At 56.9% G+C, this 24,055-nt stretch carries 19 protein-coding genes; 8 read left to right on the forward strand and 11 right to left on the reverse strand.

The genetic code is table 11. The features are described 5' to 3' along the window. Window positions 1-14: 14 nt before the first annotated feature. The 4 genes from WG31_RS02395 to WG31_RS02410 all read left to right on the forward strand — a co-directional run bounded on the left by WG31_RS02395 (window position 15) and on the right by WG31_RS02410 (window position 3,941). Window positions 15-758, forward strand: coding sequence for a (Fe-S)-binding protein (locus WG31_RS02395; RefSeq protein ID WP_035352553.1), 744 nt, complete (start codon window positions 15-17; stop codon window positions 756-758). Beyond that, a complete protein-coding gene (locus WG31_RS02400; protein WP_063353527.1) occupies window positions 755-2,158 on the forward strand; it encodes a lactate utilization protein B in 1,404 nt (467 codons plus the stop codon). The genes WG31_RS02395 and WG31_RS02400 overlap by 4 nt, the downstream gene beginning before the upstream one ends. Then, complete coding sequence (locus WG31_RS02405; RefSeq protein WP_035352556.1) at window positions 2,155-2,745, forward strand: LutC/YkgG family protein; 591 nt, start codon at window positions 2,155-2,157, stop codon at window positions 2,743-2,745. Before WG31_RS02400 ends, WG31_RS02405 begins: the two co-directional genes overlap by 4 nt. Window positions 2,746-2,936: 191 nt before the next feature. Further along, entirely contained in the window at window positions 2,937-3,941 is a 1,005-nt protein-coding gene (locus WG31_RS02410) for a multidrug resistance efflux transporter family protein (protein ID WP_063354842.1), read from the forward strand. Between the two features lie 66 nt (window positions 3,942-4,007). On the opposite strand, the gene murA is transcribed toward WG31_RS02410, so the two are convergent. From murA to dxs, 9 genes are all read right to left on the reverse strand, one after another. Continuing rightward, window positions 4,008-5,270 carry a UDP-N-acetylglucosamine 1-carboxyvinyltransferase gene (murA, locus tag WG31_RS02415; protein WP_006116941.1) on the reverse strand — a complete coding sequence of 421 codons (1,263 nt, stop codon included), beginning with the start codon at window positions 5,268-5,270 and terminating at the stop codon, window positions 4,008-4,010. Between the two features lie 8 nt (window positions 5,271-5,278). After that, a complete protein-coding gene (dcd, locus tag WG31_RS02420) occupies window positions 5,279-5,833 on the reverse strand; it encodes a dCTP deaminase (protein WP_012812446.1) in 555 nt (184 codons plus the stop codon). After that, a complete protein-coding gene (locus tag WG31_RS02425) occupies window positions 5,824-6,054 on the reverse strand; it encodes a hypothetical protein (protein ID WP_006116944.1) in 231 nt (76 codons plus the stop codon). The genes dcd and WG31_RS02425 overlap by 10 nt, the downstream gene beginning before the upstream one ends. 106 nt (window positions 6,055-6,160) lie before the next feature. Next, window positions 6,161-7,966: a carbohydrate porin gene (locus WG31_RS02430; RefSeq protein WP_063353528.1), complete on the reverse strand. Its 1,806-nt coding sequence runs from the start codon at window positions 7,964-7,966 to the stop codon at window positions 6,161-6,163. 288 nt (window positions 7,967-8,254) lie between these two features. Next, the gene (hpnK, locus tag WG31_RS02435) at window positions 8,255-9,142 is read right to left on the reverse strand and encodes a hopanoid biosynthesis-associated protein HpnK (RefSeq protein ID WP_035352559.1); all 888 of its coding nucleotides are present in this window, start codon (window positions 9,140-9,142) and stop codon (window positions 8,255-8,257) included. A 99-nt stretch (window positions 9,143-9,241) separates the two neighbouring features. After that, on the reverse strand, window positions 9,242-10,672 hold the full coding sequence (gene hpnJ, locus WG31_RS02440; RefSeq protein WP_006116947.1) for a hopanoid biosynthesis associated radical SAM protein HpnJ: 1,431 nt from the start codon (window positions 10,670-10,672) through the stop codon (window positions 9,242-9,244). A 133-nt stretch (window positions 10,673-10,805) separates the two neighbouring features. After that, the gene (gene hpnI / locus WG31_RS02445) at window positions 10,806-11,975 is read right to left on the reverse strand and encodes a bacteriohopanetetrol glucosamine biosynthesis glycosyltransferase HpnI (protein WP_063353529.1); all 1,170 of its coding nucleotides are present in this window, start codon (window positions 11,973-11,975) and stop codon (window positions 10,806-10,808) included. A gap of 80 nt (window positions 11,976-12,055) precedes the next feature. Then, on the reverse strand, window positions 12,056-12,709 hold the full coding sequence (locus WG31_RS02450) for an ABC transporter substrate-binding protein (RefSeq protein WP_063353530.1): 654 nt from the start codon (window positions 12,707-12,709) through the stop codon (window positions 12,056-12,058). 3 nt (window positions 12,710-12,712) lie between these two features. Continuing rightward, complete coding sequence (gene dxs / locus WG31_RS02455) at window positions 12,713-14,740, reverse strand: 1-deoxy-D-xylulose-5-phosphate synthase (protein WP_063353531.1); 2,028 nt, start codon at window positions 14,738-14,740, stop codon at window positions 12,713-12,715. A gap of 423 nt (window positions 14,741-15,163) precedes the next feature. Between dxs and hpnH the strand changes: the two genes are divergently transcribed. Further along, complete coding sequence (gene hpnH, locus WG31_RS02465; protein WP_006116953.1) at window positions 15,164-16,375, forward strand: adenosyl-hopene transferase HpnH; 1,212 nt, start codon at window positions 15,164-15,166, stop codon at window positions 16,373-16,375. 160 nt (window positions 16,376-16,535) lie between these two features. Then, window positions 16,536-17,918 carry a hemolysin family protein gene (locus WG31_RS02470; RefSeq protein ID WP_006116954.1) on the forward strand — a complete coding sequence of 461 codons (1,383 nt, stop codon included), beginning with the start codon at window positions 16,536-16,538 and terminating at the stop codon, window positions 17,916-17,918. 144 nt (window positions 17,919-18,062) lie between these two features. Here the strand turns inward: WG31_RS02470 and WG31_RS02475 are convergent, their stop codons facing one another. Then, entirely contained in the window at window positions 18,063-20,024 is a 1,962-nt protein-coding gene (locus WG31_RS02475; RefSeq protein WP_063353532.1) for a lytic transglycosylase domain-containing protein, read from the reverse strand. Between the two features lie 224 nt (window positions 20,025-20,248). Further along, a complete protein-coding gene (locus WG31_RS02480) occupies window positions 20,249-21,103 on the reverse strand; it encodes a uracil-DNA glycosylase (RefSeq protein WP_063353533.1) in 855 nt (284 codons plus the stop codon). A gap of 156 nt (window positions 21,104-21,259) precedes the next feature. Between WG31_RS02480 and WG31_RS02485 the strand changes: the two genes are divergently transcribed. After that, a complete protein-coding gene (locus tag WG31_RS02485; protein ID WP_063353534.1) occupies window positions 21,260-23,122 on the forward strand; it encodes a tetratricopeptide repeat protein in 1,863 nt (620 codons plus the stop codon). Then, complete coding sequence (locus WG31_RS02490; RefSeq protein WP_006116958.1) at window positions 23,119-24,024, forward strand: 4-(cytidine 5'-diphospho)-2-C-methyl-D-erythritol kinase; 906 nt, start codon at window positions 23,119-23,121, stop codon at window positions 24,022-24,024. Before WG31_RS02485 ends, WG31_RS02490 begins: the two co-directional genes overlap by 4 nt. Window positions 24,025-24,055: the final 31 nt, after the last annotated feature.

The following is a 24,055-nucleotide window of genomic DNA, read 5'->3' on the forward strand; positions in this document are numbered from 1 at the left end:
AACCGGGGGTGCGTATGAAAATCGGGTTGTTTATTCCTTGTTACATAGATGCGTTTTATCCAAACGCAGGGATTGCCACGCTGCAACTGCTGGAAAAGCTGGACCAGGATGTAGAATACCCCATGGAACAAACCTGCTGTGGCCAGCCAATGGCCAATTCAGGCTGTAACCGGGATGCTGCCTCTGCTGAGGCACTGTTTGTCAAACTCTTTGCCAAATACGATGCCATTGTTATGCCGTCTGGCAGTTGTACCCACCATGTGCGGGACAACTTTGATGCCATTCCGCAAACGGATGAAGTGCGGCATGTGCGTGAAAACACCTTTGAACTGGTGGAATTTCTGCACGATGTGCTGAAGGTAGACAATTTCCCATGGGCGGAATTCCCGCATAAGGTGGGCCTGCATAATAGCTGCGGCACCCTGCGCGCCCTGCGCACGGCCAGCATGTCTGAACTGGGTGAGCCGTTCTTTTCCAAACCGATGGATCTGCTTTCCAAAGTGAAAGGCATTTCCTTTGCGCATCCCAAACGGCCAGATGAATGCTGCGGTTTTGGTGGCACCTTCTCGGTTACGGAAGAAGCCGTTTCCGCCAAAATGGGGGTGGATAAGGTAACAGATCATCACAAAGCCGGGGCGGAATACATTGTTTCTGCCGATACGTCCTGCATGATGCACCAGCAAGGGTGTGCGGAACGGGCTGGGGTTCCCATCCGCTTCATTCATATTGCTGAAATTCTGAATGGAGCACGGGAATGAAGGTTAAACCAGTCAATCACGCTCTAGCGGCTGAAAAGTTCATTGAAGACGTTGCGCATGAAAGTTTTCATGATGAACGCTTGTGGGACCTGCGCCAGAAGCGTGATGAGCAGATGCACATTCTGCCAGAATGGCAGGAACTGCGCACCCGTGCCTCCCAGATAAAAGAACACACGCTGGCCAATCTGCCCGAATATCTGGAGCAGTTTGAAGCCAACGCCAAGAAGAACGGTATTCACGTTCATTGGGCAGCCGATGGCGCGGAACACAACCGCATTGTTGGCGAAATTCTGGAAAAACACGGCGCCAAATCACTTATCAAAAGTAAGTCGATGGTGACCGAAGAATGCCAGATGCGCGAATATCTGGAACCACGCGGCGTTACAGTTACCGAGACAGACCTTGGTGAACGTATCCAGCAGTTGGATAACCAGATGCCCAGCCACATTGTGGTGCCAGCCGTGCATAAGCTGATACCAGACGTGGCCAAGATTTTTGCCGAGCACTATCACACAGATCCGAACGACAACAGCGCGCAGTCTTTGGCATGGCAGCAGCGTTTGGCCGCGCGTCCGGTTATTCTGTCTGCTGATGCGGGGATGACAGGCGGCAACTTTGTTGTGGCGGAAACGGGCTCCTTTGTTGTTTGCACCAATGAAGGCAATGCAGATCTAAGCGCTACCGTGCCGGGGCTGCATATTGCCACTATCGGGATCGAACGCCTTGTGCCGCGTATGGCGGATATGGGGGTGTTTATCCGCCTGCTTTCCCGCAGTGCGTTGGGCTCTCCTATCACGCAATACACCACGCATTTCCGTGGCCCGCAAAAGGGGAGCGAAATGCATGTGGTGTTGGTGGATAATGGACGTTCACACCGCCTTGGCATGCAGGATTTCTGGACATCGCTTAAGTGTATTCGCTGCGGTGCGTGTATGAACACCTGCCCGGTGTATCGTCGCTCCGGTGGGCTGTCTTACGGCGCTGTGTATTCTGGCCCGATTGGCGCAATTATTGATCCGACCTTTAACGAGCGTAAATACAGCACGCTGCCGTTTGCTTCCACCATGAACGGAAGCTGCACCAATGTTTGCCCGGTTAAGATCAATATTCACGAGCAGCTTTATAAATGGCGGCGCGTGCTGGCCGAACATCATGAACTGCCGTTTGTAAAACGTGAGATCATGCACATGGCGGGCAAGCTTATGGGCCAGCCCAAGCTATATCGTGCCGCCATTAACGGTACGGAGGTGGCCCTTAGCACCATGCCGCGCTTTGTGCTGTATAACTGGCTGAACCCGTGGGGCAAGCACCGTGAGCTGCCGCACCCCGTAAAAACCACCTTCAACAGTTGGTACAAGAAAAACCGCCTGAACATACAGAAGGAAAGGGAAAAAGCATGAGCTCGCGTGATGCCATTCTAGCCCGTTTGCGGGATAACCGCCCAGACCCCACCGCCCATCCACTCCCCCCCGTTGCCAAGCTGGGTGATATGGATGCAGGCAAGGCGCGTTTTGAAAACAGCCTGCAAATTATTGGCGGTCAGGTTCTGGAACGGCAGGAAAACGATACGCTGGCAACAGCTATTGCCCGCACCTTTCCGGATTCCAAGGTTATCTGCTCTGCTGTACCGGATTTTGAAGGCACAATCCGGATTGAAGATCTGGATTCCCCACAGCAGGCGGCCTCGGTGGATGTGCTGGTTGTGCGCTCACCTTTCGGTATTGCCGAAATGGGCTCCATCTATTTGAGCGAAGCGCAGTTGAACAGCCTAAACTCTGCCGCGCATCTGACACAGCATATTGTGGTTATTCTTTCCCCCAAAAATCTAACCGCAAACATGCACACCGCTTATATAGATCGCCCAGAATTCCACACCGCCAATTACGGCGTGCTGATGAGCGGGCCTTCCGCCACGGCTGATATTCAGGGTGTTCTGGTGCGTGGTGCGCAGGGCGTGCGCACGCTTTCCGTGTGGTGGGAAGACTAATTCCGCCTACTTGAAAAACAGCGTTTTTAAAAAAGCCGGAGCGGATATCAGCCTGCTCCGGCTTTTTTGTATGTGCAGCCCAAGCATTGCGCTCTTGTATTATTCGTTAACACATCGCACAGAATGTAAGGGCAGGTTCTGGCCTGCCTATGGTTGAAAAAGGCTGTGGTTATAAAACAGGTGGCGCAGATATGGCGGATAACAACACAGCGGTAGCGCCTATTTTGGATGGTGCAGATATGCGGCATGGTGGTGCGGGGGCTCCCCGGCTTATTGGGTTGGGGTTAATTGCCTCGGCCCTGTTTTCTGTCACCTTTGTGCTTAATCGGTCTATCAGCCTGCATGGTGGGCATTGGGTGTGGAGTGCCGCACTCCGTTATATTGAAACCGCTTTTCTGCTGTTGGCATGGGGCTTTGTGGCCAAAGGCCCACGCTGGGTGGCGGCAATCTGGCGCCTGTTCTGGCAAAAGCTGCGCTTCTGGCTGGTGGCGGGCGGTATTGGGTATGGTGTCTTTTACGCCTGCTGTTGCTTTGCGGCCAATCATGCCCCCGGCTGGATAGTTGCCGCCACGTGGCAAAGCACCATTTTGGCTACGCCTATCGTGTTATGGGCCTTTGGCGGCAAGGTGCCTTTACGCGGTGTGGCGTTTTTGGTGCTTATTTTTGCGGGTATCGTTATTCTCAATGCAGGGCGGTTGGAAGCTGGCGTGCCGTTGGCACAAATTGCCTCTGGCGTGGTGCCGTTGCTGGTGGCGGCGTTCTGTTACCCCATTGGTAACCAGTTGCTTAATCGGTTTCGCCATCAGGCTGGCCCACATGCTGCATTGTTGCAAGACCCCCTGGCTGCTGTTTTGTTAATGACACTCGGCGCTCTACCGTTTTTTGCGGCCCTGTTGCTGCTGGTGCGCCCCCCATTGCCAGATATGGGGCAGATAACATCCACGGGCCTTATTGCATTGTTTGCAGGCTGTTTGGCCACGCCCTTGTTCACCTATGCGCGCAATCTATCTTCAGATCCGTATTTGATTGCTGCCGTAGATGCCACACAGGCGGGAGAAGTGGGTTTTACCTTGGTGGGGGAGGCCCTGCTGTTGGGCAGCATTTCACTTGGAATAGCAGATTATGCGGGCCTTATTGCTGTTATAGGCGGCCTGATAGGCTTTGCCGTAAGTGAGGAAACAGCGCCCGAAGCCTGAATAGAAAAACGGGTGGGGTATTGCGGCCACCACCCGTTTTTCAAACTTGGCCCGTTGGGTTTTGGCTTAGTCCCGCACGCGCTCAATCTGTGCGCCACAGGCTGCCAGTTTGCGTTCCACAGCCTCATACCCTCGGTCTAGGTGATACACGCGGCTGAGGATGGTTTCCCCATGCGCGGCAAGCCCTGCCAGAATGAGAGAGAAAGAAGCCCGCAAATCTGTTGCCATAACAGGTGCGCCAGAAAGGCTGTGCACACCGCGGATAATGGCGGAAGACCCATGCACGTTAATGCGTGCGCCCATGCGGTTTAGCTCTGGCACATGCATGAAACGGTTTTCGAAAATGGTTTCCGTAATCATGGAGGCCCCTTCGGCCACAGAAAGCAGCGCCATGAACTGGGCCTGCATATCTGTAGGGAAACCGGGGTAGGGCTCTGTCATAATATCAATGCCACGTAGCGCGCCAGTGCGGCGCACGCGCATAACATTGCCTTCCTGCGTGACTTCCACGCCGGTTTCTTCCAGCGCACGCACCACAGCGCCCAGATGATCCACATGCCCATCAATCAGGCGTAGGTCACCCCCGGTAATAGCGGCGGCGCAGGCATAGGTGCCGCATTCAATACGGTCTGGCATAATACGGTGATTTGCACCGTGCAGGGCTTCTACGCCATCAATGGTAATGGTGCCGGTGCCTGCGCCAGAAATACGTGCACCCATGGCGTTTAGGCAGTTGGCCAGATCCACCATTTCCGGCTCACGCGCGGCATTCACAATTTCCGTGCGCCCTTTGGCAAGGGTGGCGGCCATCATGATATTTTCCGTAGCCCCAACAGAGGCAAACGGCAGAATAACGCGCTCACCCTTCAACCCCTTGGGGGCGCGGGCATGAATATAGCCGTTTTCCAGCGTAATTTCTGCACCCAGAGTTTCCAGCCCCTTTAGGTGCATATCTACAGGCCGTGTGCCAATGGCGCACCCACCGGGGAGTGAAACACGGGCTTCATGGCAGCGGGCCAGCAGTGGGCCAAGTACCAGAATGGATGCACGCATTTTGGAAACAATATCGTACGGTGCTTCGGTATTGGTAATGTCACCACCAACGGAAATGGTGGAGCCATCTCCATTTACGTCTTCTACTTCCAACCCATGCTGGCGCAACAGGGCGCGCATGGTGCCAATATCGGCAATGCGCGGCACGTTGGAAAGCACCAGCCGTTCAGATGTGAGCAGCCCAGCTACCAGCAGCTTCAGGCCTGCGTTTTTGGCACCGCCAATGGTAATTTCGCCGTGCAGGGGGCGTCCGCCCCGGATGATGAAACGATCCATGGTCTCTCTTACATCCGCGGGGTGGCAACGCCACGCTGGCCCATATACTTACCGGCCCGATCTGCGTAGCTTACTTCGCACGGGCTTTCACCCTTAAAGAACAGAAACTGGCAAATGCCTTCATTGGCATAAATGCGTGCAGGCAACGGCGTGGTGTTGCTGATCTCGATCGTCACCTGTCCTTCCCATTCTGGTTCTAAAGGGGTGACGTTGACGATGATGCCGCAGCGCGCATAGGTGGATTTGCCCAAGCATACCACCAGTACATCACGCGGGATACGGAAGTATTCAATAGTATGGGCCAGCACAAAGCTGTTGGGCGGAATAATGCACACATCGGCCCGGCGGGAAACAAAGCCATCCGGGCTGAAGTTTTTGGGGTCTACAATGGCGTTGTTTACATCCGTAAAAATACGGAAATCATCAGCCACGCGGGCATCATACCCGTAGGAGGAAAGACCGTAGGAAATAACGCCTTCGCGCTTCTGGTTTTCCACAAACGGTTCAATCATGCCGTGGTCCTGTGCCATCTGGCGGATCCATGTGTCTGGCATCACGGGCATGTCTTATCTTCTCCGGTAGGGTGGCGGTTTTGTGCGCCGGGTTCAGAACTGGTGGGGGTGGCAGAATCTGTTGTGTCCTGCCGGGTGCGTGCCTGTTCCTTGCGGCGGCGCAAGTTTGCACGCAGCGCCGCAGCCTGCCGGGCCATGCGCTCGGCGCGGGCAGCTTCCGCTTTAGAGGAAAGGCGGGGGCCGGAAGATGTTTTTTCGGGCGTATCAGTCATGCCGGTATGCAGCAGGCCAGTCGCGTAGGTTGAACGTTCGACAGGCTGACTAGCAGAGGCAGCCCGCCCTGACTAGGGCAGACTGCATATGGATGGACAAAACCTGCTAGAGGTTGGCAATAACCTTAAGGCCCATCATGCCCGCATTGCGGATTTTATGTGTTTCGCCGGGGTGTATCATATACTGGAACTCTGGCTGCACCAGCAGGCCGGGCAGGGCATCAATACCATAATAAGCCTCAATCACATCAGACGAATGCTGCACGCCGTACACACCGCTTGGCAGGCCGTATCCGCCATCCAGCGCCAGTTGTTCACTCTGCCGCCGCCGGTTGCTGACCTTGTACCATGAAAACATCATGCCCAGACGGTCTGTCATGCGGGAGGGAATAACCCCTACAAGGGAAATACCGCCATAAAGCTGGTCGGACACATTTACGGCGCGCGGGGTTACGTGGATGTAGCCGCCCATCAGGTAGCCACCGGCCATCATATTACGCCCACCAAGGCGATACACCATCTGGTCTGCTTCCAGCCAGAACATGTCAGACGGGGCGGAGCGTGCGCCGGGCACCTGTGCGGCAACAGCGCTTGGCAGGGCCGAACCAATTTTATCGGCATAACGCGTGGTGTCATGCGCGTAGCCCAGCACATAATGCCCCGGCAGACGGTTACGCGTTAAAAAGGGCTGCCACGTAAATTCGATGGGCAAGGAAATACCGGTGGCGTGTTCTGCCCCCCATGCCCAGCCAGAGGGGTTTTCGTTGAGCGCGCCAACAGAATATGCGCCAATCTGGATAGCCGTATCCCATGTGGGGCGGAAGCGGATACGCGCCCCCCATGTGGCTTTTGGATACACGCTCATGCCCGGATTTTGTTTGATGGCCACAGGCGCAGAACAGGTAACCATGAACGAGCAGAGCAGAGGTGATGTGGCAAACACATGGGTAAGTGACATACGCCCGAAAATGACATCCAGCGTGTTGTTGCGGAATTTCTTTTCAGCGTACAAATCCACCAAGTGGGCCACCACGTTGCCGGAAAGAGAATACACTTCCTGCAAACCAACATAGGATTCGCCCACGCGCGTGCTCTGAATAGCCTTACCGGCGCGTTCCATCACCAGTGCATGTACAGACCATCCGCCCAGACTGGGGTTCATTTTACCCAGATCGAAAATGGTCTGAAGGGTAAGCTCATGCACATAGCTTGTGCCTTTTTGACCCGGGCGGCCCCCGGCAAACAGGCCATTGGCTTCCCCTTTATAAGTAAAGGAAAAGGTAAAGCCTTTTTCACGCAGCCGATTCCGGAAAGGGGAAAGCTGCGGAATAAGCGCGCCAGATCCCGCCGTGGGCACGTAGTACGGATCGTTCAGATCCGTATCCCGCAGTGCATCCAGATTGGGGGGCAACATGCGGGATGGGCCTTCTGTGGGCAGGATGGAATCCAGTTCCACCTTATGAAAAGCCGAGGCATCTCCCGATGGCCCTACAGGCTGCACGCTCATGGTGGCCATACCGGGAAACGGCAGAACAGGCACACCGCTGGGCGGAATAGGCGTGTTGGGGGGGCGACGAATGGCGTTGAGATCCGGGCCGAGGGATTCTGCATCCAGCGGGCGTGCTGCCTTTGCCGGGGCGGCGTGCACCTTGTTGTTTCCCGGCGTAATAATGGCATCGGATACAGGTGCTACGGCTGTTTGGGCCGTAAGCGGAGATGTGGCGGTGCTTTGCGCTTGTGCTGCATTGTGTGCGCCAACAGGCAATACAACAGCCGCGCAGCCTGCAAGCAGCACAGAAAGGGCGGTAGGAGATGCACGCCCGGGCATATCATGCTCCGCTTTATGGCGGCATGTTTTTAAAAAAGTCATTCCGCTTCCCGCAAAATCATGAGTGTCGGAAATGTTGACCACAATGCTGGTAAGGAAAAAGCTCCGTAGAGCCAGCCTGTCTGTTTAAGGCAGCATGGTGAGCCAGCGCAGATAGCCGGACAATTCACCTTTTAGCGCAAAGGCAGCGGATGAACGCAAAGCGCGAGGGCTTAAGATGCAAGACATGGGACAAACCATTATTGTTGTTTTTGGTTGTTGGCCCCTCATCACAAACAGAAGCAATCTGTGTGGTCAAGCTAGGATTTGTAATAATATTTCCTAAAATACGATAATAATGAAATAAAAGCCAATATCGGAATGTATTTTTTGTTATAACGGTAATTTTGCAACAGGTGGCACATTGTCCTGCGGCATCTTTAAATCCTGCCAGCCACATAGCTGCGCATGGGCATGTTCCAGCCCGGCCCGAAAGCCCGGAGAACACAAAGCTTTGAATTCGGCTTCCTGCTCATAAGTTGGCATCAGCCTTTGCAGCAAAGCGTTTTTATGTGTGGCGGGGTGGAAGTAGATTTCAGAAACACCTTCGGGCAGATGTGCAGCCAGTGCGGCCACGCGGTCTGTTGTCATGTGGCCGCTCCATGCCAGCCCAAAGCACCAGTCATTTGTTTTCATGCCAGCGGCATGGGCTTGATGGCGCAAAAGGCTTGTCCACCGGCGGAGGGCAGCATCACCCAGCGTATCTGTATAGGTGCCAGCGGCGTAAAGGGGTTCGGGCGGTTCTAGCGGCACGCGCACGGCATTGAGCCCATAGCGTTTGCCAATGGTTATAAGCAGGTGCCCAACCGTGGGGTGCAGGTGCATGTGTTTGTGGGCGTTGGCATGGTCTAGCCGCAGGCCGGTGCGGCGGAAGGCTTCAAACTGGGCGGTAATTTCGGCTTCCAGTTCTCGGCGTCCTTCCGGGCGGAAAAAGTAATCCACCCCCAAGCCAAATTGAGAGGATGAAAACCATCCATCTGGCTGAGTAATCAGCGGCAGGCTGGTATGGGGCAGCACAGCCGGGCCTTCTATCACCACAAGGTGCAGGCCAACATTTAAGGTAGGCAGGCGTTTGGCCCGTTCTATGGCATCATCTACAGCCTCACCCGCAACCATGAGGCTGGCTGTTGAAAGCAGGCCATTGCGATGGGCAATTTCAATTGCCTCATTCACTTCAACCGACATGCCGAAATCATCGGCAGAGATAATGGCGCGTTTCATAACAGAACCCCTGATCTTGCTCCGGCTGTATCTAGCACCGGCAGGGGGCACATGTCATGGGCGGAGACATTTTGCCCCCGCCCATGTGGCATGCGTGGGTTACGCAGCGTCCTTACGGTTCTTAAGGAACTGGAAGAATTCCACACCTTCACGCAGGCGGCGCTTCATCATCTGCGGAGACCGCACCATTTCACCCAGAATGGAGGCAATCTTGGGCGCACGGAAATAGAACTTCTTGTAGAAGTCTTCCACGCTGCTGAAGATTTCCGTGTGGGACAGGTGCGGGTAATGCAGCGGTGCAATCTGCACGCCCTTATCATCCAGAAGTTCTGCGTTGTTTTCATCCAGCCAGCCGTTTTCCGTGGCCTGCTTGTGCAGGGCCGTGCCCGGATATGGCGCAGCAAGGGAAACCTGCAACGTGTGCGGGTTGATTTCCTGCGCGAAGCGGATGGTTTCCTGAATGGTTTCCTTGGTTTCGCCCGGCAGGCCCAGAATGAAGGTGCCGTGGATTTTAATACCAAGTTCGTGGCAGTTTTTGGTGAACTCACGCGCCACTTCAACGCGCATACCCTTCTTGATGTTATGAAGGATCTGCTGGTTGCCGCTTTCATACCCAACCAGAAGCAGGCGCAGGCCGTTATCACGCAGCACTTTCAGTGTTTCGCGCGGCACATTGGCTTTTGCGTTACAAGACCATGTAACACCCAGCTTGCCCAGCTCACGCGCAATGGCTTCTGCACGTGGCAGGTCATCGGTGAAGGTGTCATCATCAAAGAAGAACTCTTTCACCTGCGGGAAGTACTGCTTGGCCAGACGAATTTCAGCCGCAACGTGCTGCGGGCTGCGTGTGCGGTAGCGGTGGCCCCCCACTGTTTGCGGCCACAGGCAGAACGTGCAACGGGATTTACAGCCACGGCCCGTGTAGATGGAAATGTAGGGGTGCATGAGGTACCCAATAAAGTAGTCCTCAATACGCAGATCCCGCTTGTACACTTCGGTAACGAAGGGCAGGCTGTCCATGTCTTCAATCATGGCGCGGTCACGGTTGGCAATAATTTCGCCATCCTTGTTGCGCCATGTAATGCCATCTACATCCTTGAAGTCACGGCCTTCGGCAATTTCCTTAATTGTGTAATCAAATTCATTGCGGGCCACAAAATCAATTGGCGCGCCTTTCAGCAGGCTTTCTTCTGGCTGAACAGCAACCTTTGCACCCACCATCCCGATTTTCAGGTTGGGGTTTACGTCTTTAAGCATCTGCGCCACTTCCACATCCTTTGCGAAGGATGGGGTGGAGGTGTGCAGGATAACCAGATCGCGGTTTTTTACATCTTCCAGAATCGGTTCCATGCCGATACCTGCTGGCGGGGCATCAATCAGGCGGCTGCCTTCAACCATTGCTGCGGGCTGGGCCAGCCATGTCGGATACCAGAAGGACTTGATTTCGCGCCGCGCCTGATAGCGCGAGCCTGCGCCACCATCAAAACCGTCAAAAGTCGGGGGCTGCAGGAAAAGTGTTCTCATCGTCATCGGTTTTTATCCTGACAAGGGCGTGAAGCGGTTGGAGCCGGCAAAAAAGCGGTCTGCAAGGCTTCCATGGTCATTTAGCTGAGGGATTTACTCTGGGCTGTTAGCAGAAGGCAAGTGTTGCGTGCACCGGGGTTTACTGTCTGGCGGAAAGACCACCAGATGAAGGAGGCCCAACCGGGTGAGGGGCCACATGCATGGTCTGCCCCCGCCAATGCACTTCTGTACCGCTGGCGCTGCCCACCATAATGGCGGCGGAAAGCCAGTCCCGCACAGGCAAAAGCAGAAGTGGCCAAAGCGGGCGAGACCCTACAGTGCGGTCTATTACTAACGCGGTAAGGCAGCGAAAGCCCCATACACCCCAGAAAAAAGGAAGTGTCCACGTTGCGTGGGGCTGGAACAGAACCACCAACGTAGCCCAGAACAGTGGAAGCTGGATTGAAGAAGCCGCATAGCCCGCCGGTGCAAGCGTGCAGACTGTGCGGCCCCATCTTAACTCGTGCTTTAACAATTCTGTAAAATTGGATTCGGCAATGGTAGTCCATGTTAGGCAGTCGGCAATGGTAATATCCATGCCTAACTGGCGTACAAGGCGGCCCAGCAGGGCATCATCCGCCACATGCGGCAACAGGGCTTCCAACCCACCCACCTGTTCCAGCGTTTCACGCCGCAGGGCCATGGTGGCGCCCAGACAATCCTGCCGCCCCAAATAGCGAGAAAGAATCACGCCGGGCAGAAAGTTGTGGTTGATCTGGCAAGCGGCCAGCATCTGCACCACAGTGCGCCGTGCTGGTAGCCCCGCGTATAGGGTTGTAACCAACCCTGTGTTGGGTTTGCTCAGCCCGGCCACAATATGTTGAAGATAATCCGGGCTGACATGAATATCAGAATCGGAAATAACCAGAATATCGTGCTTGGCCTGTGGCAGGATATTCATCAGGTTGCTGATCTTGCGGTTTAGCCCGTGCAGCACGGGGTTAACCACCAGATCCATATCCAGTTCCGGGTGGCGTTCTTGCAGGCGGCGCACAATGGCTATGGCCGGATCATCTGCATCCCGCACACCAAACAGAATCTGAACTTGCGGGTAATCCTGCGTACAAAAGCTTTCTAACGCTTCTTCCAGCAGGGGTTCAGAGCCATAAAGAGGCTTTAAAACTGTAACCGGCGGGCTGTTTTTAAGAACAACCGGCTTGTGCTCCTTGCGGCGGAAACGGGCCAGAAGGCCCGCCCCCAAAGAAGATTGCACACAGCCGGTAACAGCCAGCACCGCGCTGGCCGCAGCTAGAAACGGAAAGGCGGACATTACACCTCAACCGTTTTATGGCCCCGTCGGGGCGCTGTTTTCTTTCTGCTGCGGCGCACGATGTTGCTTCTCGCTTCTGCTTAATCTTTGGAGTAGTTCTGAACCTTGCGGTTCAGCACATTAATCAGACCCTGCACACCGCCAGAGTTCAGCGTGGAGCTGAAGTCAGACCGCTGGGCAGCCGCCTGGCTGATGCGGGAATCGCTGAGCAGCACATCAGTAATTTTCCATGCACCACCTTCGTTGTGCATGATGTAGCTCACAGCCGTACCGGGCATGCTGTCATCAGACCCGATATGGGTTTCCACAATTTTGCCGCCGCCAGCAGGGGCATCCGTAACAGACGGAGAAACGGTGAAGCGGGCACCAGAACCGGGCTTAAAGCTGGAGACATAGCGCGCAATGGTAAAGTTGCGGAACGCTGCCAGCAGGTTCTGCTTGTCGCTCGGGCTCAGGCTCTCATAGCGCAGGCCAACAGAGGCCTTGAGCACGGCTTCAAGATCGTAAGCCTGATCCACAGCGCCAGCAACTATCTGGCTGCGGTCAGCAAAGCTGCTGTGCGCGTTCTGAACCTGATCCAGCGCTTTGTACAGCGACTGGATGGGCGCGCTTACGGCACTTGCCGGAGCAGACTGGGCAAAAGCTGCCGGAGCGGAAATGCCAGCGCCAGCAACCGGAAGGAGGGCCATGGTCATACCAAACACAAGGCCTGCACGAATGGAAAAGCGTTTCATGGCTTAAGATTTTGTCCCGGTTGCGCGGTTTGGCAAGATCGCTTCAAGCATGTCACCGATGCCCAATGCGCTTAGAGCTGTTCCGACGATATGCGGAGCGGAGAGTCCTGCCTCGGCATATTGGGCGGCCTGAGTGTTATGGTCAATAAAGCGGTCTGGCAGGGTGAGGGGGCGGAAGCGGACGTTGTCCAAAAGGCCTGTGCGGGCCAGATGGTGGCCAACAAGAGAGCCAAAGCCACCTTCCGAACCTTCCTCAATCGTGATCAGCACCGCATGGTTGCGGGCCAGGTTTTCCACCAGTTCCGTATCAAACGGCTTGGCAAAGCGGGCATCTGCCACGGTGGGCGGCAGGCCACGGGCGGCCAGCATGTCTGCGGCTTTCAGACACTCCGCCAGACGTGGGCCAAGGGAGAGAATGGCCACGCCGCCTTTTTCAGGGCCAGACTGCCCACCCATTTCACGGATAATGCGGCCCTTGCCAATTTCCAGCGGCGTGCCCTCGGCAGGCAGGTCCAGCCCAAGGCCACTGCCACGTGGGTAGCGCAGGGCAATCGGGCCTTCATCAAACAGGGTGGCGGTTGCTGTCATGTGCAGCAGTTCCAGCTCGTCTGATGGCGCCATAATGGTCATGCCCGGCAGGCAGCCCAGATAGGCAATGTCGAAGGATCCGGCATGGGTGGCGCCATCGGCCCCTACCAGACCGGCGCGGTCAATGGCAAAGCGCACGGGCAGCTTTTGCAGCACCACATCGTGCATCACCTGGTCATAGGCGCGCTGGAGGAAGGTGGAATAAATGGCGCAGAACGGGCGCAGCCCTTCCGTGGCCATGCCTGCGGCAAAGGTAACGGCGTGCTGCTCGGCAATACCCACATCAAAAAACCGATCCGGGTAAGCCTTGGCAAAGGCATCCAGCCCCGTGCCAGAGGGCATGGCGGCGGTAATGGCGGCAATCCTGTTATCGGTTGCGGCGCGACGTGTGAGTTCGCGCGAGAACACAGAGGTGTAGCTTGGCGGGCCTGCGGGGCCTTTTTTCTGCTCACCTGTAACAACGTTGAACTTGGCAACAGCGTGATACTTGTCTCCGGCTTTTTCGGCTGGCTGATAGCCGTGGCCTTTTTCCGTGATGACATGCAGCATGATGGGGCCGTTATCCGTATCGCGCAGGTTGCGCAGGATAGAGACCAACTGTGGCAGATCATGCCCATCTACAGGGCCAACGTAGTAAAAACCCAGTTCTTCAAACAGCGTGCCGCCGGTGATCATGCCGCGGGCATATTCATCCGCCTTGCGGGCCGTGCGCTCCACAGGGGCAGGCAGCTTTTTCACGAACTTGCCAGCCAGTTCACGCAAGCCCATGAACTTGCGAGAGGACATCAGGCGCGACAGGTAGTTCGACATTGCGCCCACGGGTGGGGCAATGGACATTTCGTTGTCGTTGAGGATGACAATCAGCCGTTCTGCGCCGGGGCCAGCCACGGCGGCGTTGTTCATGGCCTCATACGCCATACCGGCGGAAATGGAGCCATCACCGATCACGGCAATCACGTTGCGTTCGCGGTAGCTGGGGTCTTCCTCCGCCCGCAGGTGGTGGGCCACGGCCATGCCGAGTCCTGCGGAAATGGAGGTGGAGGAATGCGCGGCGCCAAACGGATCGTACTGGCTTTCTGCACGGCGGGTAAAGCCAGAAAGGCCGCCCGGCTGGCGCAGGGTGCGGATACGGTCCCGCCGCCCTGTTAGAATCTTGTGAGGGTAGGCCTGATGGCCCACATCCCAGATTACCTTGTCATCAGGGGTGTCAAACACCGCATGCAAGGCAACCGTCAGCTCCACAACACCCAGGGATGCCCCAAGGTGCCCCCCCGTGGTGGAAACCGCGTCCACCGTTTCGGCCCGCAGTTCATCCGCAACCTGCTTAAGCTGCTCAACCGAGAGATTGCGCAGGTCCGCCGGATACTCAACCCGATCCAGAGCAGGAAAACGCCCTAACGTCGGAATCGGTGAAGGCGCGCTCTTGTCCTGAGAACTGTCCATGCGATCGTTTCCATCTTTTTGTTGCGGGCTGCTGTCTGGTACCTGGGCGGATGACGCAACCCGAAGTGTGTCTTACGCCGCGTTTGCATGCCGACAGACATCGCGATCCGATGGCATGTGGTTTAATGTTTCACGCAAGAACGCAAGTATTGAAACAAAACAAGCTGGTGATTGTGGCCTTTTTGCAACAGGAGTGTGAAAACACTTGAGCTTGACAAACCACACAACATATATGCAGGCCAATATCTTCTTTCATGCGTGGCCGCGTAACGCGTGTATTCAGTATGCTGTCTGACCACCTGATGGCTCAGGGCGGAAATACTTGCCGCGGGTAGCACGGCCGCGTTTCTTGTTACACACTGAACTGAACAAGTTCTTTCCAGTCACGATACGGGCGTAAGTGATGCGCCGGAGCGGGGGTTTATGGCCGTACCGATAATGCAGGCCGTCAGGGTCGGCAAATATGTCGTCACACAGCATCTCAAGAAGCGGAAGCGCTATCCGCTTGTGCTGATGCTTGAGCCGCTTTTCCGTTGCAATCTGGCATGCGCAGGTTGCGGGAAGATCGACTACCCGGCTGCCATTCTCAACCAGCGCATGACCGTGCAGGAATGCATGGATGCAGATGCCGAGGCAGGCGCGCCAGTTGTGGCTGTGGCCGGTGGTGAACCGCTGCTGCACAAGGAAATGCCGCAGATTATTCGCGGTCTGATTGCGCGTAAGAAATACGTTTACCTGTGCACAAATGCCCTGCTGCTTGAAAAGAAGATGGATGAATATGAACCATCCCCCTTCTTTTCTTGGGATGTGCATCTGGATGGTGACAAAACCATGCACGATTCCTCCGTCTGCCAAGATGGGGTGTATGAACGTGCCGTGGCAGCCATTAAAAAAGCCAAGGAGCGCGGCTTCCGCGTTTCCATCAACTGCACCCTGTTTGATGGCGCAGATCCGCAGCGTGTTGCCAGTTTCTTTGATGAAGTGATGGCAATGGGCGTGGACGGAATCATGACCGCACCGGGTTATGCCTACGAACGCGCACCAGATCAGGAACACTTCCTGAACCGCCAGAAAACCAAGCAGCTTTTCCGCGATATCTTCCGTTTGGGCAAAGGCCACAAATGGCGGTTTACGCAGTCTCCGCTGTTCCTGAACTTCCTGGCGGGGAACGAGCAGTACCACTGCACGCCGTGGGGCAAGCCGCTGCGTAACGTGTTTGGCTGGCAGCGCCCGTGCTATCTGCTGGGTGAAGGCTATGCCAAGTCCTTCCGTGAGCTGATGGATGACACGAAGTGGGATGATTACGGCACCGGTAACTACGAAAAATGCGCTGATTGCATGGTGCATTCCGGTTACGAATCCACCGCTGTGATGGATGCCGTGCGCCGCCCTTGGCATATTGCCAAAGTGGCGCTGTTTGGCCCCGAAACAGAAAAACCAATGGCCCCGGAAATCTCGCTGGCAAACCAGCGCCCGGCCCAGTACGTCTTCTCCAAACAGGTGGAAGAACAGATGGACGCCATTGCCGCACGCAAGCCTGCCAAGGCCCCACGTGTGAAGGTGATTCGCACAGCCGAAGGCGCAAACGATGCTCCGGCAGCAAAGCCAGCAGTAGAAGCCACTGCGGCAGACTGATCGGGCCTTCCGAATCGGGTTTTAAAAAGGAGCGGTTTCCGCAAGGGGCCGCTCTTTTTTTGCGCTGAACGCCTAAAACATACCGAATTGGTCCGCTTTATCCGGAAGGCAGACATACTGCCGCCGCATAAGGCAATACGCTTTCCTGTATGGCCTAGCTGTGGCTTTGGGGGAAATCATCCCCTATTCTGCCCGCCAGAAACCCGCCACGCGGGTACCCTACACAGAGGGCATATCGTTTTTCATGGCACTTTCCATTCTTGTCATTTTCTTTCTGGTGTTGCTGAACGCCGTGTTTGCCATGGGGGAACTTGCACTTATTTCCGTGCGTATCCCCCGGCTGGTCATGTTGCAGGAACAAGGCGTACGCGGGGCCGAGCGGGCCATGCGGCTGGCGGAAGACCCGCAAATCTTCTTGCCCACAGTGCAAGTGGGCATGACACTTGTTTCCATTCTGGAAGGCACATTTGGTGGGGTGCAAATAGAAGCGCACCTTACCCCCATGCTGGAGCGTATTCCGGCCATTAAACCTATTGCCCCGCAGCTTTCCATGATTGTGGTGGTGGTGCTGATTACGGCCATTATGCTGGTGCTGGGTGAGCTTGTACCCAAGCAACTGGCCCTGCGCGAACCAGAAAAAGTGGCCGCCCGTCTGGCTGCACCGCTGGAGGTTCTGGCCAATGCCACCCGCCCGGTGGTGTGGCTGCTGCGCCAGTCTTCCAACGTGGTTCTGCGCCTGATGGGTGCGGCAGATGCCGTAAACCAGACGCTGACGGAAGAAGAACTGAAAGCCTACATTGCAGAAGGCGCGCGCTTGGGCGTGCTGGAGCATGAAGAACGCACCATGATCGAACGTCTGCTGCGCCTTGCAGACAGGCCCGTGCGTGCCATCATGACCCCCAGAAACGAGCTGGTATGGATAGACCGCCATGCCGGGCGCGAGGCACTGGTGCAGGCACTCAAGCAAACCACCTATGCCCGCCTTGTGGTGTGCGAGGGTGGGGTGGATAACCCCGTGGGTGTGGTTTTGGCCAAGGATATGCTGGATCGTGTTTTAGACGGCATGCCTGCCTCTATAGAGGCAGGTTTGCGCCCAATGGTGGTGGTGCCAGATAGTATTTCCGCGCTGGATATGCTGGAGCGCATGCGCAGTATTCCACTGGGCATGGCCTTTGTGTTTGATGAATACGGGGCGTTTGAAGGCATTGTTACGGCATCTGATTTGTTTGATGCCATTGTGGGGGAAACTTCGCACGAGCCTCAAAAACTCACGCGCCTGAACACAGAACCGGCCCCAGATGCCGTGCTGATGCTGGATGGCACGGAATCCGCCGATGAAGTGAAAGACCAACTGGCCATCAAAACCCTGCCGGAAGAAGGTAGCTATCACACGCTGGGCGGCCTTATTCTGGCCCTTCTGCGCCGTGTGCCAGCGGTGGGGGATAAGGTGGCTTACGAGGGATGGCTGTTTGAGGTGCTGGAAATGGAGGGCCGTCGTGTTTCCCGCGTGCGGGCCAGCAGGCAGCCTCTGGCGGAAAACTGAGAGGCCACCACGCGGGCAGGTATTTGGCCTGCCCAAGGGGCTCTCATGCAGCCTTGCCATAGGTTATAAAAAAGGGGGCGCAGCCGGTTAAAGCTGCGCCCCTTTTTGTATGCGATAAGCCCTCTAAACCTGCACCGCAGAGCCTTAATGAAGGGTGCGGGTGTTGAGCGTATGCGCCAGTGCTTTTTCATCCTCAAAGTCTGGCCATGTGCTTTGGGCCAAGGCTGTAAGAGAAGGTGTCGGCAGCTTCATCTTGGCGGCATACATCCACAGGTAAGCAAGGGTGTGGTGCACGTAATCCCGCGTTTCTGTGTTGGGCAGCAGCTCCATAAACAGCAGCGGATCATTAGCTGCTGGGCCGGTGGAACTTTCCCAATGCGCAAGGGCGGAAGGTCCTGCGTTATAGCTGGCAAGCAGGCGGATAATATCTCCACCACGTGCCTCTGTGTGGTTGCTCTGGCGCGTTAGCCCCGCCAGATACTGCACATAGCGCTGCCCGATTTCCAGATTGATGCTGGGGTCATGCAGGGCTTCGGCGGAATGCACAAAATGGTGGTTCAGATTGGTGGGGGACTCGCTGGTGACAAAATCAGCCGTAAGAGGGCGGATCTGCATCAGGCCATGTGCCCCTGCGCCGGAAACAGCACGTGGGTCGAAGTTCGATTCCACACGGGCCAGTGCGTAAACAAGGGCAGGGTCCATGGTAAAGCCGTGTCGGGGGCGCAGCAGGGGCAGGGGTGTATCCTCTGCATTCTGCGCCGTGGCGGCATGGGTGTTCAGGGCATCGGCCATTTCTGTAGCCAGATCATGCAGCCCGGCTGTTTGCGCCACAAGCTGGAAGGCCCGCGCCAGTGTCACGTCTCGCAGGTCTGGCCATGCGCGGCGGATGGCGTTTTCTGCCATTTCTGGCTCACCAACTTGCAGCAGGGCAAACACGCGGCGGCCTACTTCGGAACTGCCAACGGCTTCGATATCAATTTCCGTTAGCACCGGAGCGGAGGACGCACCGTTATCCGGAACGGGGCTGTTTTCCAGCGGTTTGAAGCCAATAGCGTGTGTATGGGCGTTAGAGGCCGCATGGTCTGCCGGGGCTGGCTGCAACATCCGATAGGCCAGAAGCCCATAGAAACTACGCGGGAAAGCTGCCGCGTGTTGGAGCCACACATGCTGAGCATGGGCATTGCCGGTTTTTCCGTGCCCACGTGCGGCCCAAAAGGCGCAGGCGGCCCGCATTTCCGGCATGGCGCGCGGGGCGTGGGAGGCTTTTTCAAAAAACGGAATGGCTTCTGCGTAGGCTTGCTTCTGCCACAGGGCCAGCCCTGTAATGTAGCTGGCCAGTGGATTGCGCTCGCGGGAAAGATGTACAGCCGTGCGGCCAATATCCAGCGCCATATCCGTTTCACCCGAAACCAGCATGGCCTGTGCGGTTTCCGCTTGAAGCTGGGCCGCGTAAGCGGGCGTCATGCCCGGTGTAATGCTGATAAGGTGCAATGCACTGTGCACGCCCTTTAGCCCCCATGTGGTGCGTTCGCGCAAGGTGCGGTCTAGCAGGGGGTTACGGGTGAATTCCTGCGCCAGTGGGCCAGCCGCAAGGGCAGCGTGGGCCGGGGCTAAGTGGTCTGCCGGTGGGGCAGGGGGTAATGGGCCGCCCCGTTCAGGCAGCGCGGCAAGGCGCGCCCATATGGCCGGAGCATCGGCATAGCTGGTGTATTGTTTCAGCCAGTTCCGCAGCTCGGTCGCGTTGGGGTGGTAATTCGGGTTTAGGTAACGGTCTGCCTGTAGCTCACCCAACAGGGTGGAATCTGTGAGATGCGTGGTGCTGCTAATGGCTTCCGTGAACGCCCCCTGCTGTTGCAGGCGCAAAATAGCGCGCACCTGAGTGGCAACTTCCGGGGGAAGAGGTTTGGGGAGTGTAACATCATCACCTTCGGGGAAAGCCTGGCGTGGCAGAACCATAGCCAGCTCTTCGCTGTACGGTTCTGGCCCGGCTTCCGGGGGCTTGGCATGGGCTCTCGTCACAACGACGGAAGCGCTGGCCAAAAGGGCGGCACCAGCCAGAATGGCTTTTGCCGCGATCTGATGAGGAATTTGACCTATCGCTCGCATGGCTGGCGGGGTCTAGGCCCTTCCAGCCTAAAAGGCAAGTTTCCTGTCTGTAAGAAAAGGGAAAGGTTCTTCAAAAATTGTTGCATTCCCTGTGGTGAATCGCTGGTCAAGCTGGAAGAATTTCTATGATTTGCGCAGGTATTCCCACGGTTTATGCAACGTATTTCTTGCTGACATATTCTGTAACATCTGGCGCAGCGCTTACGCTTACATGCGTGTGCTGATTACATGCTTTGGCTGTCTTGGCGCAGGGTATCCATCACCGTCATCAGTGTTGCCCATATTTCACGCCGTGCAGCGGGGCTGGCCCGAAGTTGAAGTGGATGGCGCATGACCATAACCGGCAACGCAGGCAACCCCGGCAAGGTAATCTCCTGCCAGTTGCGGCGGGGCAGATCCGTTGTTTTGCCGAGCAGCATCCGGGCAGGCAGCCGCCCGCACAGCAACAGGCGCTGGGGGGCAAATAACGTTATGGCGCGCTCCAGAAAGGGGCGGCAGATGCGCTGATCCATCTCTGTTGGCGCGGTGCCCCCGGCTGGCCGCCACGGCAGGGCCGTAGCAAGGGCCAGTTGGCTGCGTTCCAAAGGCAGCGGGGCCAGCATGGTATCCAGCAGGGTGCCACATATGCCCGCAAAAACCTGCCCGCTTCTATCTTCATCCTCATCCGGGGCTTCCCCAATCAGCATCAACGGGGCGTGGTGTGGCCCAGCGGGCATAAGGGTGTGCATGGCAGCGCCGCGCAAAGGGCATGCCATGAAGGAATCCATCGCCTGAAACAGCTCTTCTGGCGTAGTGGCGGCGGCGGCAAGGCGCTGCGCCTGTTCCACGGTATCTGCAAAGCTGGTGGGGGCAGGCTGCTGCTGTGGGGGGCGTTGCGCAGTGGTGGCAGGTGCCGGTGTTCTGCCCGTTCCGAGCTGCGGCGGTGTGTACGGTGGCGCCTGCTGGGGCGTTTTGCCCCGTAGCGGAGGCAACACAAGCCCGGCCCCGGCGTGCCGATGATCGACCGCAGCATCGGTTACAGCAACATCCACGCCCCATTCCGTATAAAGGCGCAGGAGAGACAGAGCAGCTTCCATCATATAAACCGTATCATAAAGCGGACGGTTTGGTGGTTTGGCGCGGGCGCGTTAGACAAAACCAGTCGTTCATGTCGTTCCTTTCCGCTCTGCCAGAAGGGGTGGGGCATCCGTGGGCGGCCTGCCCGGTTGCCACCGTATCCTGTAGATAGGGTTCTTATGCTGTTTTGTCGCCTTCTGCCTACGGTTTTCATGCTGCTTTCCGCCACTGTGCTGGCTTCTCCGCTGTATGCGGCCCAGCCCGATACATCTGGCGCAGCCCTTAAAGGGGCCGAACCCAAAGCAGATACTGCGGTTATGCATGCGCCTGTCGGGCATGTCGATTCGGGGGCGTTTCTAAGCGCCGTCATTGCCGTTCGCAGGGGGGATGACCTTCAGGCCGCACGCTCTTTCCGCCAGGCCGCAGCCGCAGACCCACAGAATATGGACCTGTTGAAGCAGGCTTTTGTGCGCAGTGTTATGGCGGGGGATGCCGATGCGGTGCCACTGGCCCACAAGTTGGATAAGCTGCCCGGCGCGCAAAGCGTCATCTCCGCTCTGGTGTTGGGGAACGATGCCGCTGCGCGCGGTGAGTGGGGCGAGGCGCTGACCTATTACCACCAAGCACGCACAGACCCGCTGACACATCTTATTATGCCGCTATTGCTGGCATGGTGTGAACAGGCCCAAGGCCATGCGGATGCGGCGGTGGAAAGCCTGACCCATATTCAAAAATCTGTTCTGGTGCCGTTTTACACGCTGCACGCCGCCCTGATTGCGCAGGTAGCAGGCCAGACAGACCGCGCAGGCCAGCTTTTTGATGCAACGCGCAAGATCATGCCGGGGGGTGATCTGCTGCTCACCCGTTCCTACGCCGCATGGTTGTGGGAGCGCGGGCAGAAAGAAAAAGCCCGCGCCGAGCTGCGCAAGCTGGAAGGGGATGATCCAGTTCTGTTGCTGGCTGGCCCGCAGCTTCAGGCCACCATTTCGCACTTCCCGGTCACATCGGCGCGCGGAGGTATTGCGCGGGCTTACATTCTTACGGCGTTTTTGCTGCGCCAACAGGGGCGGGAGCAAGCCCAACAGGCCGCAGCCACAGGCGGCATGGTGGGGAATGATGCCAACCTCTACCAGTTTAATGAGGCCGCACGCCTGATGCTGGGCTTTGCCTTGGCGATGGACCCCACATTGGCTGAAGCCCGTCTGATGCTGGCCGAAATCCAGATTGATGAAGACCACGGGGCTGCTGCGCGTGAAACATTGCTGCGCGTGCCGCAGTCTGACCCCATGTCCCCCGTGGCGCGGCTGCGGCTGGCGGTGCTGGATTCCACGCCCGATCAGGCCACCGAGGCGGTAAACCTGTTGCGCCCGCTTGTGGCCCAGTTGCCAGATCAGATTCTGCTTCAGCGTGCCTTGGGCAATGCGCTGGTGCAGCAGAAGGACTGGAAAGGCGCAATTGCCGCCTATACCAAAGCCATAGACCTTGCCACAGCCCAAAAAGATGTGGATTGGACGCTGCTTTTCCTGCGCGCCATGGTGTACCACGAAATGGGGGATTGGCCCCACGCGCGGGATGATGCCCGCGCCGCACTGGCCTATGCGCCAGACGAATCCATGCTGCTGAATTTTCTGGGGTATTCTATGGTGGAGCGGCATGAAAACCTGCCCGAAGCCGAAAAACTTTTGCGCAAGGCGCACCAGCTTTCCCCCGATGATGCCGCTATTACAGACAGCCTCGGCTGGGTGCGCGCAGAGCGTGGAGACCTGAACGAGGCGCTGGATCTTTTAGAAAAAGCCGCAGAAAAAACGCCAGAAGACCCGGAAGTGAATTATCATCTGGGCGAGGTTTACTGGCGGCAGGGCCGCAAGACCGAAGCCATAGATCAGTGGAACGTGGCTTTGGGGCTGCACCCTATTCCGTCGGATGAAGTATTGATACGTGCTGCGCTCAAGCGCGCAGGTGTAGAGCCGGATGCCAAAAAGGCAGATCAGGCCGCGCCTGCTAAAGTTGCGCCGCAGGATAAAGGAACACACACGCCATGACAGTTGATGTTCTGGATGTTGCAACCACAACCCTGACAGAAATTGCCCCTGCAAAAATCAATCTGTATTTGCACGTTACTGGCCGCCGCCCGGATGGATACCACTTGCTGGATAGCCTTGTGGTGTTTGCTGGCGCTGGTGATGTGCTGCGTTATGAGCCGGGTTCTGAACCTCTGCATCTCAAGCTGGAAGGCCGCTTTGGACGCGCCCTTGGGGCAGATGCCGCCGGGGCCGATAATCTGGTTATGAAAGCCGCCGCAGTGCTGCGTGATCTGGCCGGGCCGGATGCCAATGTGCAGGGCGGCTGCCTTGTGCTGGAAAAAAACCTGCCCGTGGCCTCTGGCATTGGTGGGGGTTCGGCAGATGCCGCTGCGGCCCTACGCCTGCTAAACCGGGCATGGAACGCGCAGGTGGGTGAACCAACCCTGTTCCGTGTAGCGGAAACATTGGGGGCGGATGTGCCCGTATGCCTGCTAAGCCAGACCGTGCGGATGGAAGGTATTGGGGAAACCCTTACCCCCGCGCCGCGTTTGCCAGAGTGTGGCCTTGTGTTGGTAAATTGCGGGCAGGCTGTTTCCACCCCGGATGTGTTCCGCAAAAGAACCGGCGATTTTGTGCCTAGGGCTGCTTTGCCGCAAAGCTGGCCCAATAGTGCTGCTATGGTGGAAACCTTAAAGGCGCAGGAAAACAGTCTGGAAGCTCCGGCATGCAATGTATGCCCGCCCGTTAAGCGGGTGTTGGCCGATATTGCCATGCAACCAGAATGCCAGTTGGCCCGCATGAGCGGTTCTGGCGCCACGTGTTTTGGTGTGTTCCCTACCGTAGAAGCCGCGCGAGAAGCGGCAGACAGGTTGGCAGATGCACACGCCGCATGGTGGGTGTGGGGTGGTGCTCTGGTTTAAGGGGCTTTGCCACACCATATCAGCGTAAAGT

This window comes from Acetobacter oryzifermentans (genome assembly GCF_001628715.1).
In the GTDB taxonomy this organism is placed as follows: domain Bacteria; phylum Pseudomonadota; class Alphaproteobacteria; order Acetobacterales; family Acetobacteraceae; genus Acetobacter; species Acetobacter oryzifermentans.

What these genes read in the sequence shown, in the direction of transcription:
- WG31_RS02395 (WP_035352553.1), top strand. Translation starts at nt 15, where the DNA reads ATGAAAATCGGGTTGTTTATTCCTTGTTACATAGATGCGTTTTATCCA.
- WG31_RS02400 (WP_063353527.1), top strand. Translation starts at nt 755, where the DNA reads ATGAAGGTTAAACCAGTCAATCACGCTCTAGCGGCTGAAAAGTTCATT.
- WG31_RS02405 (WP_035352556.1), top strand. Translation starts at nt 2,155, where the DNA reads ATGAGCTCGCGTGATGCCATTCTAGCCCGTTTGCGGGATAACCGCCCA.
- WG31_RS02410 (WP_063354842.1), top strand. Translation starts at nt 2,937, where the DNA reads ATGGCGGATAACAACACAGCGGTAGCGCCTATTTTGGATGGTGCAGAT.
- murA (WP_006116941.1), bottom strand. Translation starts at nt 5,270, where the DNA reads ATGGATCGTTTCATCATCCGGGGCGGACGCCCCCTGCACGGCGAAATT.
- dcd (WP_012812446.1), bottom strand. Translation starts at nt 5,833, where the DNA reads ATGCCCGTGATGCCAGACACATGGATCCGCCAGATGGCACAGGACCAC.
- WG31_RS02425 (WP_006116944.1), bottom strand. Translation starts at nt 6,054, where the DNA reads ATGACTGATACGCCCGAAAAAACATCTTCCGGCCCCCGCCTTTCCTCT.
- hpnK (WP_035352559.1), bottom strand. Translation starts at nt 9,142, where the DNA reads ATGAAACGCGCCATTATCTCTGCCGATGATTTCGGCATGTCGGTTGAA.
- hpnJ (WP_006116947.1), bottom strand. Translation starts at nt 10,672, where the DNA reads ATGACGATGAGAACACTTTTCCTGCAGCCCCCGACTTTTGACGGTTTT.
- hpnI (WP_063353529.1), bottom strand. Translation starts at nt 11,975, where the DNA reads ATGTCCGCCTTTCCGTTTCTAGCTGCGGCCAGCGCGGTGCTGGCTGTT.
- WG31_RS02450 (WP_063353530.1), bottom strand. Translation starts at nt 12,709, where the DNA reads ATGAAACGCTTTTCCATTCGTGCAGGCCTTGTGTTTGGTATGACCATG.
- dxs (WP_063353531.1), bottom strand. Translation starts at nt 14,740, where the DNA reads ATGGACAGTTCTCAGGACAAGAGCGCGCCTTCACCGATTCCGACGTTA.
- hpnH (WP_006116953.1), top strand. Translation starts at nt 15,164, where the DNA reads ATGGCCGTACCGATAATGCAGGCCGTCAGGGTCGGCAAATATGTCGTC.
- WG31_RS02475 (WP_063353532.1), bottom strand. Translation starts at nt 20,024, where the DNA reads ATGCGAGCGATAGGTCAAATTCCTCATCAGATCGCGGCAAAAGCCATT.
- WG31_RS02480 (WP_063353533.1), bottom strand. Translation starts at nt 21,103, where the DNA reads ATGATGGAAGCTGCTCTGTCTCTCCTGCGCCTTTATACGGAATGGGGC.
- WG31_RS02485 (WP_063353534.1), top strand. Translation starts at nt 21,260, where the DNA reads ATGCTGTTTTGTCGCCTTCTGCCTACGGTTTTCATGCTGCTTTCCGCC.
- WG31_RS02490 (WP_006116958.1), top strand. Translation starts at nt 23,119, where the DNA reads ATGACAGTTGATGTTCTGGATGTTGCAACCACAACCCTGACAGAAATT.